General features: G+C 73.9%; 12 protein-coding genes. 9 read left to right on the top strand and 3 right to left on the bottom strand.

Going from position 1 to position 15,381, the window contains the following annotated elements; genetic code table 11:
• Positions 1-20 precede the first annotated feature (20 nt).
• Together HS045_RS27300 and HS045_RS27295 are read left to right on the top strand one after the other, a co-directional pair.
• Complete coding sequence (locus HS045_RS27300) at positions 21-833, top strand: NAD-dependent protein deacetylase (protein ID WP_196454502.1); 813 nt, start codon at positions 21-23, stop codon at positions 831-833.
• Complete coding sequence (locus tag HS045_RS27295; protein WP_307827746.1) at positions 830-1,453, top strand: DUF305 domain-containing protein; 624 nt, start codon at positions 830-832, stop codon at positions 1,451-1,453. The genes HS045_RS27300 and HS045_RS27295 overlap by 4 nt, the downstream gene beginning before the upstream one ends.
• Before the next feature lie 75 nt (positions 1,454-1,528).
• Here the strand turns inward: HS045_RS27295 and HS045_RS27290 are convergent, their stop codons facing one another.
• The gene (locus HS045_RS27290) at positions 1,529-2,314 is read right to left on the bottom strand and encodes a hypothetical protein (protein WP_196454330.1); all 786 of its coding nucleotides are present in this window, start codon (positions 2,312-2,314) and stop codon (positions 1,529-1,531) included.
• A gap of 147 nt (positions 2,315-2,461) precedes the next feature.
• Here HS045_RS27290 and HS045_RS27285 point away from each other — a divergent pair, with 147 nt between their 5' ends.
• Complete coding sequence (locus tag HS045_RS27285) at positions 2,462-3,007, top strand: RNA polymerase sigma factor (RefSeq protein ID WP_230884980.1); 546 nt, start codon at positions 2,462-2,464, stop codon at positions 3,005-3,007.
• Here HS045_RS27285 and HS045_RS27280 read toward each other — a convergent pair.
• Both HS045_RS27280 and HS045_RS27275 read right to left on the bottom strand, forming a co-directional pair.
• Positions 2,991-5,330 carry an ATP-binding protein gene (locus HS045_RS27280; RefSeq protein ID WP_196454328.1) on the bottom strand — a complete coding sequence of 780 codons (2,340 nt, stop codon included), beginning with the start codon at positions 5,328-5,330 and terminating at the stop codon, positions 2,991-2,993. The two genes, HS045_RS27285 and HS045_RS27280, sit on opposite strands and share 17 nt — an antisense overlap.
• A 230-nt stretch (positions 5,331-5,560) precedes the next feature.
• Positions 5,561-6,448, bottom strand: coding sequence for an ATP-grasp domain-containing protein (locus tag HS045_RS27275; RefSeq protein WP_196454327.1), 888 nt, complete (start codon positions 6,446-6,448; stop codon positions 5,561-5,563).
• A 197-nt stretch (positions 6,449-6,645) separates the two neighbouring features.
• On the opposite strand from HS045_RS27275, the gene HS045_RS27270 reads away from it, so the two are divergent.
• The 6 genes from HS045_RS27270 (at position 6,646) to HS045_RS27245 (ending at position 15,302) form a co-directional block, all read left to right on the top strand.
• Entirely contained in the window at positions 6,646-9,054 is a 2,409-nt protein-coding gene (locus tag HS045_RS27270; protein WP_196454326.1) for a nitric-oxide reductase large subunit, read from the top strand.
• The gene (locus HS045_RS27265) at positions 9,051-9,836 is read left to right on the top strand and encodes a hypothetical protein (protein ID WP_196454325.1); all 786 of its coding nucleotides are present in this window, start codon (positions 9,051-9,053) and stop codon (positions 9,834-9,836) included. Before HS045_RS27270 ends, HS045_RS27265 begins: the two co-directional genes overlap by 4 nt.
• The gene (locus HS045_RS27260; protein ID WP_196454324.1) at positions 9,833-10,627 is read left to right on the top strand and encodes an SPFH domain-containing protein; all 795 of its coding nucleotides are present in this window, start codon (positions 9,833-9,835) and stop codon (positions 10,625-10,627) included. The genes HS045_RS27265 and HS045_RS27260 overlap by 4 nt, the downstream gene beginning before the upstream one ends.
• A gap of 119 nt (positions 10,628-10,746) precedes the next feature.
• A complete protein-coding gene (locus HS045_RS27255; RefSeq protein WP_196454323.1) occupies positions 10,747-10,983 on the top strand; it encodes a hypothetical protein in 237 nt (78 codons plus the stop codon).
• 441 nt (positions 10,984-11,424) lie between these two features.
• Positions 11,425-12,732 carry a pectate lyase gene (locus HS045_RS27250; RefSeq protein ID WP_196454322.1) on the top strand — a complete coding sequence of 436 codons (1,308 nt, stop codon included), beginning with the start codon at positions 11,425-11,427 and terminating at the stop codon, positions 12,730-12,732.
• Between the two features lie 152 nt (positions 12,733-12,884).
• A complete protein-coding gene (locus HS045_RS27245) occupies positions 12,885-15,302 on the top strand; it encodes an RICIN domain-containing protein (protein ID WP_196454321.1) in 2,418 nt (805 codons plus the stop codon).
• Positions 15,303-15,381 lie beyond the last annotated feature (79 nt).

Here is a 15,381-nt window from a genome sequence, read left to right as displayed (position 1 = left end):
ACTCCGGCCGCCGGCTCCGGCTGCTGGCCGATCTCGTCTCGGACGGCGAGGCGGTGGTCCTCAGCGGGGCCGGCCTGTCGACCGAGTCCGGCATCCCGGACTACCGGGGGGAGACCGGCCGCAGGCGGCGGGCCGAGCCGATGACCTACCAGGCGTTCACCGGCAGCGCGGCGGCCCGCAGGCGCTACTGGGCGCGCAGCCACCTGGGCTGGCGGCACATCGCCCGCGCCGCCCCCAACGCCGGTCACCGCGCGGTCGCCGAGCTGCAGCGCCGCGGACTGGTCGCCGGGATCATCACCCAGAACGTCGACGGCCTGCACCAGGCCGCCGGCGCCCGGGACGTGATCGAGCTGCACGGCGGCCTCGACCGCGTCCGCTGCCTGTCCTGCGGTGAGCGCACCCCCCGCGACCTGCTCGACCGCCGCCTGCACGCGGCCAATCCGGACTGGGACGCCCGGGCCGAGGCGGTCAACCCCGACGGCGACGCCGTCCTCGCCGACGACCGGATCGACTCCTTCCGCGTCGTGGACTGCCTCCGCTGCGGCGGCCTGCTCAAACCCGACGTGATCTTCTTCGGGGAGAACGTGCCGCGCCCCCGGGTCCAGGAGTGCTACGCGCTGACCGAGCGGGCCGGCCTGCTGCTGGTCCTCGGGTCCTCGCTGACGGTGATGTCCGGCTACCGGTTCGTCCGCCGCGCCGCCGAGCACGCCGTGCCCGTCGTGATCGTCAACCGGGGGCCGACCCGGGGCGACGCCGACGCGCTCCTGCGCTTCGACGCCCCGCTCGGCCCGGCCCTCACCGCGCTCCTGTCCGAGCTGGGACCGGCGCGGTGACCCCCCGCACCGCGCCCGGCACGCCGGCGGCCGCCGTGGCCGCCTCGCTGGCGGGGTCCTGCGCCCTGGTCCTGCTCACCGCCTGCGGAGGCGGCGCCGTCCCGGAGCCGACCCCCCGCGCCGGGACGACGGCTCCCGCGCCCGCCGCGAGCGCGCAGCCGACGACCGACTTCAACGACGCCGACGTGGCGTTCGCCCGGATGATGATCCCGCACCACGAGCAGGCCGTGGAGCTGGCCGGGCTCGCCGCGTCCCGGGCCGCCGACCCGGGACTCGCGGCGCTCGCGGCGGAGATCGTCCGCGTCCAGGGCGCGGAGACCGCCGCGATGACCGGCTGGCTGGCGGCCTGGGGCAAGACCGCCTCCCCCGGCGGCCGCGGCGGGACCGGCGTGCCCGGCATGGCCACCGGGCCCGAGATCGCCGGGCTCCGGCGGGCCGAAGGGGCGGAGTTCGACCGGAGGTTCGCCGAGCTGATGATCGACCACCACCGGGGTGCGATCGAGCTGGCCGCCACCGAGCGGGAGGAGGGCCTCAACCCGGCGGCCCGGCGGCTCGCCGAGACGGTCGAGGCCTCCCGGCGGGCCGGGATCGAGCGGCTGGAGGAGGTCCTCCGCCGCTGAGCGGGACTTCCGGCTCCGCCGCCGATCAGAGCTTCCGGCTCCGCCGCCGATCAGAGCTTCCGGCTCCGCCGCCGATCAGAGCTTCCGGACGAGCTCGCAGCCGGCCGGATCGGGGTCGATCTCGTCCATGACGACCTCGTCGCCCCCGCCCGTGCCGCAGTTCAGCTCGGTCTCCCTGTCCAGGTCCCTGGCGAGGAGCCGGTCGGGGCCGCCCAGTCCGAGCAGTCTGTCGCCGGGGCCCGCGTCGGCGTCGATCACGTTCTTGCCCGAGTTGCCGACCAGGACGTCGCCGCCGTGCGGGGTGCCCACGATGTTCTCCACGTCGCTGCGGATGTCGTCGGAGTCGATGTTGCGGCCGTCGTCGGCGACGTTGTCCAGGCTGACCCGCACCGACAGGTCGCTGCCCCTGTAGGAGACGGTGTCGGTCCCGGCGCCGCCGATGAAGGTGATCGCCCGAGGGCTCGCCGACGTCGTGCCGGCGAGGAAGCCGTCCTGGCCGTCCCCGCCGTCGACGGTGCCGTTGATCCGGGCGCCGACGCTGAGGCTGTCGTTCATGTCCCCCAGCGTCGCGGTGAACTCCGTGACGGCGGTCCCGCAGGCCACCGCCCTCGGGGTGAGCTGACGGCATCCGGCTCCCGCGGTGAGCGGCGCGGTGTCGAAGACGGCGGTCTCCCCGTTGAAGAGGTTGATGCCGGCGCTGCTGCTCGCGCCCGGGGCCGCGACGTAGACGAGCTTCGTCCCCTGCAGGGCGACGGACCCGGCGGCGGCCCGGGCCTGGCCGGTGCCCGGCAGGCCCGCGATCGCGAGGACCGACAGGCCCGCCAGCGCGGCGGCGCGGAGGGAGGTCTTCCTGAGTTCCATGGTCTCTTCCTTCTCGTGCGCGTGTCGTTGACGCCCTGCAGTACCGCGCCGGGCGGCCAGGCGGTTCCGCACTGTGCAGAAGGACGCGGAAGCGAGAGGGACTCATGTCCCACCATGGGCGAGGCCGATGGAGGGTTGACGGTGACCATGAACGAGACCGGCCGGGCGCTCGCCCGGCGTTTCCGCGCCGGGGACGAGACCGCGCTGGCGGAGCTGTACGCCGGGTACGCGGCACGGCTGCATGCCACCGCGCTGCGCCTGCTCGGCGACCCGGACCTGGCCGCCGAGGCGGTCCAGCGGGCGCTCGTCCGGGCCTGGCGGGCGGCTCCGGAGTTCGACGAGGAGCGGGACCCGCTGCCCTGGCTGTACGCGATCGTCCGCCGGACCGCCCGCGACGTCCACCGTGACGCGCGCCGGGCCGCCGTCGGGCGGGTCGCCCTCGACGAGGCCGCGCACCTGACCGCCGAACCGCCCTGCCTGGAGCGGGAGTGGCTCGGCCTCCAGGTACGGCGGGCCCTCGCCCTGCTCCACCCCGACGAGCGGGGGGTGCTGCGGATGGCCTACTACGACGACATGACCCAGGCGGAGATCGCCCGGGAGCTGGGCCTGCCGCTGGGCACGGTCAAGAGCCGCACGGCCCGCGCGCAACGCCGGATCGCCGCCCTCCTGCGCCACGTCACCGAACCCGTCTGACCCCGGCGTCCTCGTCCTGCGGGGCGGCGGGCAGGGTGAAGGTGAAGCGGGCGCCGCCACCGGGGTTGTCGGTCGCGGTGATGGCGCCGCCGTGGCGTTCGGCCACGCGTTTGCAGATGGCCAGTCCCAGGCCGGTGCCGCTGTAGGACTGGGCGGCGCGGTGGAAGCTGGTGAAGATCGCGTGATGCTCGCCCGGCGGGATGCCGATCCCGCGGTCGGCCACCTGGACACAGGCCCAGCCGTCCGGAGCCGGACGGGCGGTGACCTCCACCTGAGCCGGGCGTCCGGGCGGGGTGTACTTGAGAGCGTTGCCGATCAGGTTGTCGAGGAGCTGCCGGACCAGTGACGGGTCGGCGCACACCTCGGGCAGCGGCCGGACGTCCAGTCGCGGCGCCGTACCGGCCAGGTCGACGGCGGCCAGGTGCTCGTCGGCGACCTCCCGCGCCAGGGCGGTCAGGTCGATGCGGCACGGATGCAGCGCGGCGTCGCGGGCGGCGGCGTAGGCCAGCAGGTCCCCGATCAGGCGGGTCATCTGCGCCGCCCCGGACAGGATCCGGTCCAGGAGCTGAGCCTGCTCGCGGGCCAGGGCCGCGATCGCCTCGTCCACGGCCCGCCGCTGCGGGACCCCACCGGCACCGGCCTCCGCACCGGTGCCGGTGTCGAGGCCGGCGTCGGCGTCCGCGCCGGCGTCGAGGCCGGCGCCGAGGTCGCCGAGGCTGTCGCGGGCCAGTTCGGCGAGGCCCCGCATCGCGCTGAGCGGGCGTTTGAGGTCGTGGGCCACGACGCCGGCGAAGGCCTGCAGTTCGGCCTGGTGCTCGCGCAGGGCGGTGATGTCGTAGGAGGAGACGACCGCCCCGATGAGGTGCCCGTCGGTGCGCCGCAGCGGCCGGGCGTGCAGGATCAGGGTGCGCCGGGCGCCGTCGGGCGTCGTCACGTCCGCCTCCAGGCCGTCGACGTCGTGCCCGTCCAGGGCCCGCATCAGCGGGGTCTGCTCCCACGGCAGCGGAGTGCCGTCGGCGCGCAGCAGGGGCAGGCGGGAGGACAGCTCCGCGACGGTCCGCGGCGGGTCGGGCGACAGCACGGCGCGGGCGATCTGGTTGAGGTGCACGAGGGCCCCGTCGGCATCGCAGGTGACGACGGTCACCTCGATGGCGTCCAAGACCTGCCTCAGGTAGGTCTCGTGCCCGGCCAGCTCGTCGCGGGCGTCGCGCAGCGCGGCGTGCTCGGCCCGCAGGGCGGCGGTGGCCTCCCGCACCTGTGCGCGCGCCCGGGCCCGGCCGCCGGCCAGGGTGAACACCAGGACGGCCAGCAGCAGGCTCAGCGTGCTCCCCCCGGCCGCCGTCACGACCGGCAGCGGGCTGGCGGCGCCGGGCAGGGCGGCACTGGAGGCGTCGATGCGCAACTGCCAGGAGCGCTGGCCGATCCGGACGTCGGTGACGCGGTGCAGGTCGCGCGGGAGATGCTCCGGTCCCGCCGCGGGGATGGCGGCCAGCGGCACCAGGCGGCCGTCGGCCTGCCGGGCCGCCAGGCGCACGTCGATGCGGCCCTCGGCGATCCGGTGCAGGGCGGCGGCGGCGAAGTCCTGACCCCGCACCCCCATCGACACCCAGCCGATGAAGGGCCCGTCCTGCCCCGCGGGCCCGTGCACCGGGGCGGTCATCACCAGCGACCTCTGCCGCCGTTCGGGCGGCAGGTCCCGGTCGATGAGCAGCCGGTAGGCGTCGGAGACGGTGACGCGGCCGGTGCGGCGGGCCTCCTCCAGTGCCCTGGCCGGTTCCGGAGCCTGGGCGGCGTCGAGCCCCGGCGTCGGCCGGGCGCCGGGCTGCATCGACCGGTGGAAGACCACGAAGACGTGTTCGTGTCCGCGGCCGTGCGGCCGCAGGACCAGGTCCGGCACGCCGCGGGTGCGCCAGTGGTCCTGCACGCGGGGGATCCGGTCGTCGGTGGCCGCCACCAGGAAGACGATCGAGGTGGCGCCGGCCAGGCGCAGGTCCGGAACCGACGCGGTGAAGCGGGTGAACTTGGCGGCGGTGAGCTCCTCGAACGCCCCGGTCGCGGCGGCCACCTCGGCCAGCGTGTCGGCGTAGCGGCGGGTCTCGGCCTGCACGATCGCACGCACCAGGGCGGTCCGCTGATCCATCGCCTGCTCGGCGGTGCGCTCCTGGGCCTGGTGCAGGGCGGCACCGGCGGTCACCGACGCGCCCGTGCCCAGAGCGGCCACCAGCGCCGCCGCCAGCAGCGGCCGGACGCCGCCGTGCGGCAACCGGGCGGGCCGGCGGCGGGGCGGCGCCCCCTCGGCCCCTTCCGGGTGTGCATCCGCCACCGAACCACCTCCCGAGATCTCACCGGCGGCAACCGGACGGGTGGGGACGAACCCTCCTCACCTGAAGGAACGGTTCCGGGACGGCTGGTCATACCCACAGTCCGGACATGCCACCGCCGGGGGAGGCGACCGGACCGCGCGCGGCGCCGCCGGGGCGGCAGAACGGCCGTGCCGCTCCGTGGGACCCCCGCGGGAACCGGTGAGCCGGGGCGGGGCCGCCGGCGCCGGTCTCAGCGCTCCCCGGGAGCCGCTCCGGCCCGCGCCCCGGCCAGCGCTCCGACCAGCAGGGCCGGGTCGGCGCCCGCCGGCCAGTCGCTGACCTGCCCGTCGCCCACCTCGATCACCCGCCAGGCGCCGTCGGCCCGCCGTACCAGGTCGGTCGTGACGAAGCGGGCCTCCAGCCCGCGGACCGCCGCCCGCACCGCGCCCAGGTCACCGGGGCCGGTCGCCTCGCCGTCCGGCTCGTCCGGGTGGGGGCCGGCGAACACCGCTTCCCCGTCCAGCCACCACACGCGCGCCTGGCGGCCCTCGAACTCCTCGAACCGGCGCACGACCAGCCCGCCCGCCAGGTCGTCGCCCTGCAGCTCCACGAACCTGGCCGCCACCCGCTCCAGTGCGGCCGGATCGGGGGCGTAGCACGCCTCCAGCCACTCGTGCTTGCGCGACTTGACGTAGTCCTTCACCACGAACCCGCCCGGTCCGAGATCCGCCGTCAGCCGCACCAGGCGCTCGCCCGCCGGCGGCTCCTGGCCCGGTTCCAGCGGCACCACGACGGTCTGCGGCGTCAGCCCGGCGAAGCAGTCGATCCACCCGGGCAGCTCGTGGCCCGACCGGTAGGCGCGGGCGCCGGTGAGCAGGCGGCAGCCCCGCGCCAGCAGCGCCTCCTCCAGCTCGGCGTACCGCTCGGCCCGCAGCATCCAGCCCCGGTACCAGGCCGGCCCGAACCCGGCAGGCACCCGCGCCACGGCCTCCCCCACCCGGCCCGCCACCAGCGCGTCGTGGTCGACCAGCGCCAACGGGGCGCCAGCCTCCCGTACGGCCCGCGCCTCCCGCTCGAAGTGCGGGTCGGCCCGCCGCGGCCGGAGCGGATCGGAGCAGAGCAGGAATCCCACGGTCATGACAGGCAGGGTAAAGGCATTCCATCCGGAATTCGCATCGTTCACGTCTTCCGTAACGGGCACGCGCGTCGCGTCACCGCCGCGACCCGCCGATCCTAGGGTCGATCGCACTGCCGGCCGGTGACGGGTCCTCGCCCCCTCGCCCCCTCGCCCGAGCCTCCGCGTCCGGCCGACCGCGAGTGAGAGGGGGTACGACGGTGGTACGGACAGGCTCTCCGGAGACGGGCCCGGCCCGGCGTTCGGAACTGCTGGTCTCCAAGGGCTGGCTCCAGGGGGTCGCCCTGGTGATGGTCTTCGGGTTCTTCGTGATGGGGCTGCTGGCGCTGCGCACCTACACCGGCTCGATGCCGCTGCCCCAGCGGGTCGTCGGCGAGCGGGGCGAGGTCGTCTTCACCGGCGCGGACATCACCTCCGGCCAGCAGGTCTTCCTGCGCCGGGGGCTGCAGCAGTACGGCTCCATCGTCGGTCACGGCGGCTACCTCGGGCCGGACTACACCGCCGACTACCTGCGCCGCTCGGCCGTCGCCATCGAAGGCGAGCTGCGCGCCTCCGGCGTCCGGGACCCGCAGGCCGAGGTGGCGCGGATGCTGCGCGCCAACCACTACGACGAGGCCACCGGCACCCTGCGGATCACCGCCGCCCAGGCGCGGGCCTTCGAAGGGCTCAAGCGGCACTACGCGGACTTCTTCGGCACCGACAGCACCCGGTACGGGCTCGTCCCGAAGGCCATCACCGCCCCCGACGACATCCACGACCTCACCGCGTTCTTCGGCTGGACCGCGTGGGCCGCCGCCGCCGAGCGCCCGGGACACGACTACTCCTACACCAACAACTGGCCGCCCGAGCCGCGGGTGGGCAACTCCCCGACGGCCGACGCCCTGGTGTGGAGCGGGCTGTCGCTGACGGCCCTGCTGGTGGGCATCGGCGTCCTCTTCGCGCTCTACGGGCGCTGGAACCGGCAGATCGGCTGGCACGGCGCCGAGGCGCGTCCGCTGGCGTTCAAGCAACCCGGCGAGGTGGAGGTCACCCCCGCCCAGCGCGCCACCGCCTGGTTCTTCTTCGTGGTGGCCGCGCTCTTCCTCGTCCAGGCCCTGCTGGGCGCGGCGATCGAGCACTACCGGGCCGACCTGTCGAGCTTCTTCGGCCTGGACCTGGCCCGGCTGCTGCCGTTCAACCTCGCCCGGACCTGGCACCTGCAGCTGGCGCTGTTCTGGACGGCGGCGTCCTTCCTGGCCGCCGGGATCTTCCTGGCGCCGTACATCTCCGGCCGGGAGCCGAAGAAGCAGCACTGGCTGGCCTACGGCCTGCTCGGCGCGCTGACCCTGGTGGTCGTCGGCTCGCTGACCGGTGAGGCGCTGAGCGTCTTCGGGGTGGAGTGGGCGAAGGGCTCCCCGCTCTGGGACCAGCAGTGGGAGTACCTGGACCTGCCGCGGGTGTGGCAGGTCCTGCTCACCGCCGGCATGTTCATCTGGATCTTCATGCTCTACCGGGTGATCCGCAGCCGCCTGAGGACCGAGCACCGGGCGAACCTGCCGTGGGTGTTCTTCTACGCCGGCCTGGCGATCCCCGGCTTCTACGCGGTGGGCCTGCTGGCCGGGACGGGCAACCACCTGACGGTCAGCGAGTTCTGGCGGTTCTGGGTGGTGCACCTGTGGGTGGAGGACTTCCTGGAGCTGTTCACCACCGTCATGGTCGCCTACATCTTCGTGATGCTCGGGGTGGTGCGCCGGAAGATCGCGCTGCAGCTCATCTTCCTCGACATCATCCTCTACTCCGCCGGCGGCGTCCTGGGCACCATGCACCACCTGTACTTCTCCGGCACGCCGGTGGAGCACATGGCCCTGGGCGCCTTCTTCTCCGCCATGGAGATCATCCCGCTGACGTTCCTCACCATCGAGGCCTGGACCTTCCTGCAGCTCGGCTCCCGGCAGGAGTCGCGCAGCTCCGCGCCCTTCCCGCACCGCTGGGCGGTGATGTTCATGGTCGCGGTGGGCTTCTGGAACTTCCTCGGCGCCGGCGTCTTCGGCTTCCTGATCAATCTGCCGATCGTCTCCTACTACCAGATCGGCACCGCGCTGACCTCCAACCACGGGCACGGCGCGATGATGGGCGTGTACGGCATGCTCGCCGTGGGCCTGGCCTTCTTCGCGCTGCGCTACCTCATCCCCGCCCGGTTCTGGCCGGACCGGCTGGCCCGGCTGTCGTTCTGGTCGCTGAACATCGGGCTCGCCTGGATGGTCTTCGCCACGCTGCTGCCGCTGGGGGTGATCCAGCTGTGGCACTCGGTCAACGACGGCTACTACGAGGCGCGCTCGCTGGAGTACATCATGCAGCCGGGCAACGCCGTCCTGGAGTGGCTGCGCATGCCCGGCGACCTGATCTTCATCTTCGGCGGGGTGCTGCCCTTCCTCTACATCACCTGGCTCGGCGTCCGGCACCGGATCCGCTCCACCACCGGCGACGTCCCGGTCGAGGAGCTGTTCGTGGAGAGGCAGCCCGTACCGGTCGCCGGCGACGGCGGGACCGCCGGCCCGGAGAACGGGCCCGCCCGGTACGCCTCCGACCGGCGGCATCCCGGCGACCCGTCCGGCACGGGAGGACGATGATGATCGACTCCGCCGTCTGGCCGGCCGTCGCCTACGGGGTCTTCCTGCTGCTGGCCGCCTTCGCCCTGGACCGCATGGCCCGGCGCGCCGCCGGCCGCACCTCCGCCTGGCGGTCGGGCGCCTTCACCTACCACCCCGACCACGATGCCTGGATCTGCCCGCAGGACCAGTGGCTGTGGCCGCACTCCTTCGATCCGGACAACCGGGTGATGCGCTACCGGGCCCGGCCCGCGGTGTGCAACGCCTGCCCGGTGAAGGAGGCCTGCACCGTCTCCGACGCCGGCCGGGAGGTCACCCGGGCCGTCGATCCCTGGCCGGGCTCGGAGGCCGAGCGCTTCCACCGCGGGATCGCCTGCACCGTCGCGCTGCTCGGCGCGCTCTGGCCGCTGGCCGTGGCGCTGGGCGACCGCCCGCCGGCCGAGCGCGCCGTCCTGGCGGGGGCGGCCGTGCTGATCGCCGTGGGCGGTCTGCCGCTCTGGTCGCACCTGCGCCGCACGGCGGCGGCCTTCCCCGCGGACGTGAAGGTGGAGCCGCTGGACGCGGCGGTGGCCGCCGAGGCCGTCGTCGCGTCCCGGGAGGCGCGCCGCCGCACCGGCTACCGCAGCGACCGCCGTCCCGCCGGGTCGGCTCCCCGGCACGCGCGCGGGAGGACCGCCGGGGACGGGTCCTTCGGCGGGCCCGGGGCCTTCACCGATCCCCCGGCGGACGGGCGCGGACCGGGACCGGGCGGACCCGGCGGACCCGGCGGACCCGGCGGACCCGGCGGAGGGGGGCCGCGGTGACCCCGGTGCAGACGGCCCTGGCCGTCGCGATCGCGGTCGTGCTGGTCACGCTGGCGGCCTCGGTGCGGGTGATCCGGGAGTACGAGCGCGGGGTGGCGTTCCGGCTGGGCCGGCTGCGCGCCCCGCTGCAGCCCGGCGCGCGGCTGGTGTTCCCCGGGCTGGACCGGCTGGTCCGCGTCGACCTGCGGGTCGTCACCCTGACGATCCCCCCGCAGGAGGTCATCACGAAGGACAACGTCTCGGCCCGGGTCAACGCCGTCGTGCTGTTCACGATCGTCGACCCGGTCCGGTCGGTGATGGCGGTGGAGAACCACGCGGTCGCCACGTCCCAGATCGCGCAGACGACGCTGCGGTCGGTCGTCGGGCGCGCCGACCTCGACACCCTCCTGGCCCACCGGGCCGACCTCAACGAGGACCTCACCATGAGCATCGACGCCCAGACCGGGCCGTGGGGGGTCCAGGTGCAGGTCGTGGAGATCAAGGACGTCGAGATCCCCGAGGCCATGCAGCGCGCCATGGCCCGGGAGGCCGAGGCCGAACGGGAACGGCGCGCCAAGGTGATCGGCGCCCGCGGCGAGCTCCAGGCCTCCGAGGAACTGCGCCAGGCCGCGGACACGCTCAGCAGGAGCCCGGCCGCCCTGCAGCTGCGCTACCTGCAGACCCTGCTGGAGCTCGGCGCCGACCAGAACTCCACCATCGTCTTCCCGCTGCCCATCGACATCATCGGACCGTTTCTGGAGAGGCTCCCCGCCGTGACGAACGGAGCCCCCGTCGCGAGGAGGAACCCGTGACCGCACCCACCCCGGCCTCCGGTCCCGGTCCTGCTCCTGGATCCGGCTCCGGCCCTGGACCCGGTTCCGGTTCCGGTTCAGGACCGCAGGAGGGCCCGGAGCCGCGTGGATTCCGCACGATGGTCCTCGGCTCGATCCTGGCCGTGCTCGGCCCGCTCGCCGGATTCCTCGGAGGCAGCATGGCCGGCCACGCGGACGGCGGCACCGGGCTGAGCCCGTTGTTCCTGTGGATGTTCGGCGGGCTGGTCCTCGGCGCGATCGGCGCGGTCATCGCCATCACCGGCGGCCTGCGCTGGACGCGTGCGCGGCACTCCCGGCAGGCCCGCTCGGAAACCGATCAGCGAACGGGATCATGAACGATACCCAAAAACACCCAATTCGTCACATATGCGGCATATATCACTCTGGACATTAGATAGTACACATCATGTAAAAAGACATTAACGTGACAAATGGCGCTCTACGCGATAGAAACAACACCCGTCACTCCCGACCGCGGAGTCCCTCGGACACCGTCGCCGGGAGTCCGCCACGTCCCTCATGTCGAAGATCCGCCCCATGCCCTCGATGCCGCGCCTCCGGGCCGCATCACCCCCGAGCCGGAGAGACCGCACATGGACGCCCGTCGCACCGCTCTGGGCACCTCCCGCCCTCTCCATATTGTTAACGCTCACAATGCCGTAGGCGCCCATCGCGCCCGGCAGACCGGGGGCTCCGCGGGTTCCGGTGGAGACTTCCATCGTGAGGGAGACATCCCACGAATAGCACCGAAAGGCTGGATAGTGACTTTATCCACCATGACACGGCGGGCGTGTGTCGCCGCGTTCGCCCTGACGGCCCTCGTCGGCACCACGACGACGGCGACCGCCTCGGCGGCGGCCGCCCCGGCCGCCGGCTCCTACACCCTGGTCAACGCCGCCAGCGGCCTGTGCCTCGACGTCAAGGCCAAGAGCACCGCCGACGGCGCCCAGCTCGTCCAGTACGCCTGCAACGGCGGCGCCAACCAGACCTGGAAACTGAGCGACACCACCGGCGGACAGCGCCTGACCGCCGCCCACAGCGGCAAGTGCGCCACCATCACCGGCGCCGGCACCTCCGCCGGCAAGGCCGCCGTCCAGCAGACGTGCGCCGCCGGCGCCTTCCACACCTGGCGGCTCGACCAGGTCTCCGGGTCGGCCTACCAGGTCGTCAACCTCGGCAGCGCCAAGTGCCTCAACGTCAAGGACGCCTCCACCGCCAACGACGCCACCGTCCAGCAGAACTCCTGCGACTCGGCCGCGAGCAAGCGCTGGACCCTCAAGCCCGCCGGCGCCGCCCCCGCCCCGGCCCCCACCGCCACGGCCAAGCCGACCGCCCAGCCGACGGCCAAGCCGACCGCCACGGCCAAGCCGACCACCGCCCCGAGCGCGGCGCCGCTGCCCGGCTGGCCCACCGCCAAGGGCCAGCAGCCGGTCACCGCCACCATCCCCGTCAGCGGTCCCTACGACGGCGGCATGAAGCGCTTCTACGGCTCCGGCAAGCTCGGCGGGGACGGCCAGAACGAGGGCCAGGACCCGATCTTCAAGCTCGCCGACGGCGCCGTCCTGCAGAACGTCATCATCGGCGCCCCCGCCGCCGACGGCGTCCACTGCTCCGGCACCTGCACGCTCAAGAACGTCTGGTGGGAGAACGTCGGCGAGGACGCCGCCACCTTCAAGGGCACCAGCGCCTCCCAGACGATGACCGTCGACGGCGGCGGCGCCAGGTCCGCCTCCGACAAGACCTTCCAGCACAACGGTCCCGGCACGTTCGTGATCAAGAACTTCCAGCTCGCCGACTTCGGCAAGCTCTACCGCTCCTGCGGCAACTGCTCCAAGCAGTACGCCCGCCACGTGGTCGTCTCCAACGTCCAGGTGACCGCCCCCGGCAAGTCGCTCGTCGGCATCAACACCAACTACGGCGACACCGCGAAGCTCTCCGGGATCACGGTCATCGGCGACTCCGGCAAGAAGATCAAGATCTGCAGCAGGTTCAAGGGCGTCACCAGCGGTGAACCGAGCGAGACCGGCAGCGGCCCCGACGGCGCCCACTGCCTGTACTCCGCCTCCGCCATCACCTACAAGTAACCCCTTCCGGAGCGCCGCCGGGCGGTGGACCCGCCCGGCGGCGCTCCGTCGCACGTCCCGCACGGCCGCGGACCGGCCCGGTCACGGCCGCCTCCCGCTCTCCGGCCGTGCGGGACGGCCGCCCTCCGCATCCCCCGACCGACGGAGCGAACATGCGCAGACCCTCCCTCACCCTCCTGGCCGCGGCGGTCCTCACCGCTGGCACGCTGGCCGGAGCCCCCGCCTCGGCGGCGGCCGCCCCGGCCGCCGGCTCCTACACCCTGGTCAACGCCGCCAGCGGCCTGTGCCTCGACGTCAAGGCCAAGAGCACCGCCGACGGCGCCCAGCTCGTCCAGTACGCCTGCAACGGCGGCGCCAACCAGACCTGGAAACTGAGCGACACCACCGGCGGACAGCGCCTGACCGCCGCCCACAGCGGCAAGTGCATCGGCATCAAGGACGACGGCACCTCGGCGGGCAAGCCGGTCCTCCAGCAGACGTGCGCCGCCGGCGCCTTCCACACCTGGCGGCTCGACCAGGTCTCCGGGTCGGCCTACCAGGTCGTCAACCTCGGCAGCGCCAAGTGCCTCAACGTCAAGGACGCCTCCACCGCCAACGACGCCACCGTCCAGCAGAACTCCTGCGACTCGGCCGCGAGCAAGCGCTGGACCCTCAAGCCCGCCGGCGCCGCCCCCGCCCCGGCCCCCACCGCCACGGCCAAGCCGACCGCCCAGCCGACGGCCAAGCCGACCGCCACGGCCAAGCCGACCACCGCCCCGAGCGCGACGCCCACGACCACGCCGACCACGACGCCCACGGCGGCCCCGACGGCGATCCCGGCGGGCGCCAAACAGGTCGAGGACCTGGACCGAGGCGTGATCAGCGTGCGCTCCGGCAACGCCAACCTGGTGTCCTGGCGGCTGCTGGGCACCGAGGCCCCGACCACGGGCTTCAACCTCTACCGCGACGGCGCCAAGGTCAACACCGCGCCCATCACCGGCTCCACCAACCACCTGGACGCCGGCGCCGCCGCCGACGCCTCCTACACCGTGCGGGCCGTGGTCGACGGCGCCGAGCAGGCCGCCTCCGCCCCCGCGCTGCGCTTCGCCGGCGGCCACCTGGACGTGCCGATCTCCGCTCCGGCCGGCGGCACCACCCCCGACGGCGCCGCCTACACCTACACCGCGGGAGACGCCTCCGCCGGCGACCTCGACGGCGACGGGCGGTACGAGATCGTCCTGAAGTGGGACCCGTCCAACGCCAAGGACAACTCCCAGGCCGGCTACACCGGCAACGTCCACCTCGACGCCTACCGGCTGGACGGCACCCGGCTGTGGCGCATCGACCTGGGCCGCAACATCCGCGCCGGCGCGCACTATACGCAGTTCCAGGTCTACGACTACGACGGCGACGGCCGCGCCGAGGTCGCGGCCAAGACCGCCGACGGCACCAAGGACGGCCGCGGCGCGGTCATCGGCTCGGCCGCGGCCGACCACCGCAACGCCTCCGGCTACGTGCTGTCCGGACCCGAGTACCTGACCATGTTCGACGGGCGCACCGGCGCGGCGCTGTCCACGGTCGCCTACACCCCGGCCCGCGGCACCGTCTCGTCCTGGGGCGACTCCTACGGCAACCGGGTGGACCGGTTCCTGGCCGGCACCGCCTACCTCGACGGCCGCCGCCCGTCGCTGATCATGTCGCGCGGCTACTACACCCGCGCGGTCGTCGTCGCCTGGGACTTCCGCGACGGAACGCTGACCCGCCGCTGGACCTTCGACTCCAGCGCCTCGGGCAACGGCGGCTACGCCGGGCAGGGCAACCACAGCCTGTCGGTCGCCGACGTGGACGCCGACGGCAGGGATGAGATCGTCTACGGCGCCGCGGTGATCGACGACAACGGAACGGGCCTGTACACCACCAGGCTCGGGCACGGCGACGCGCTGCACGTGGGCGACCTGGACCCGGCCCGCACCGGCTTGGAGATCTTCAAGGTGAGCGAGGACAAGTCCAAGCCCGGCTCGTGGTTCGCCGACGCCCGCACCGGCCGGGTGCTGTGGTCCACCGCCTCCGGCACCGACAACGGCCGCGGCGTCTCGGCCGACGTCTGGGCCGGCGGCCCCGGCGCCGAATCGTGGTCGGCCGCCGACACCGCGCTGCGCAGCGCCACCGGCGCCGCCCTGGGCCGTAAGCCGTCGGCGGTCAACTTCCTGGCCTGGTGGGACGGCGACCCGGTCCGCGAGCTGGTCGACCGGACCCGCATCGACAAGTACGGCCCGAGCGGCGACACCCGCCTGCTGACCGCCTCCGGCGTGCACGCCAACAACGGCACCAAGGCCACCCCGTCACTCTCGGCCGACCTGCTGGGCGACTGGCGGGAGGAGGTGATCTGGCCGACCGCCGACGACACCGCGCTGCGCATCCACGCCACTCCCCACCTGACCGACCGGCGCATCCCCACCCTGATGCACGACCCGCAGTACCGCACCGCGATCGCCTGGCAGAACACCGCCTACAACCAGCCGCCGCACCCGGGCTTCTTCATCGGCGACGGCATGGCCGCCCCGCCCCGGCCCAACGTCTACGTCCGCTGAACCACCGCCGGACCGCGAGTCCGGCCTGAGATCCCCCGGCGCCGGACCGGCGCGAGAACGCGGGTCCGGCGTCGCCGGA

Source organism: Planomonospora sp. ID82291, assembly GCF_015711645.1.
Lineage (GTDB): Bacteria > Actinomycetota > Actinomycetes > Streptosporangiales > Streptosporangiaceae > Planomonospora.
The sequence above is the reverse complement of the archived record's forward strand: the minus strand, read 5'-3'. Positions and strand labels throughout refer to the sequence as shown.

Excerpts from the sequence above, each read along its gene's own strand:
- HS045_RS27290 (WP_196454330.1), bottom strand. The coding sequence starts at position 2,314 with ATGGAACTCAGGAAGACCTCCCTCCGCGCCGCCGCGCTGGCGGGCCTG.
- HS045_RS27285 (WP_230884980.1), top strand. The coding sequence starts at position 2,462 with ATGAACGAGACCGGCCGGGCGCTCGCCCGGCGTTTCCGCGCCGGGGAC.
- HS045_RS27275 (WP_196454327.1), bottom strand. The coding sequence starts at position 6,448 with ATGACCGTGGGATTCCTGCTCTGCTCCGATCCGCTCCGGCCGCGGCGG.
- HS045_RS27265 (WP_196454325.1), top strand. The coding sequence starts at position 9,051 with ATGATGATCGACTCCGCCGTCTGGCCGGCCGTCGCCTACGGGGTCTTC.
- HS045_RS27255 (WP_196454323.1), top strand. The coding sequence starts at position 10,747 with ATGGTCCTCGGCTCGATCCTGGCCGTGCTCGGCCCGCTCGCCGGATTC.
- HS045_RS27250 (WP_196454322.1), top strand. The coding sequence starts at position 11,425 with ATGACACGGCGGGCGTGTGTCGCCGCGTTCGCCCTGACGGCCCTCGTC.
- HS045_RS27245 (WP_196454321.1), top strand. The coding sequence starts at position 12,885 with ATGCGCAGACCCTCCCTCACCCTCCTGGCCGCGGCGGTCCTCACCGCT.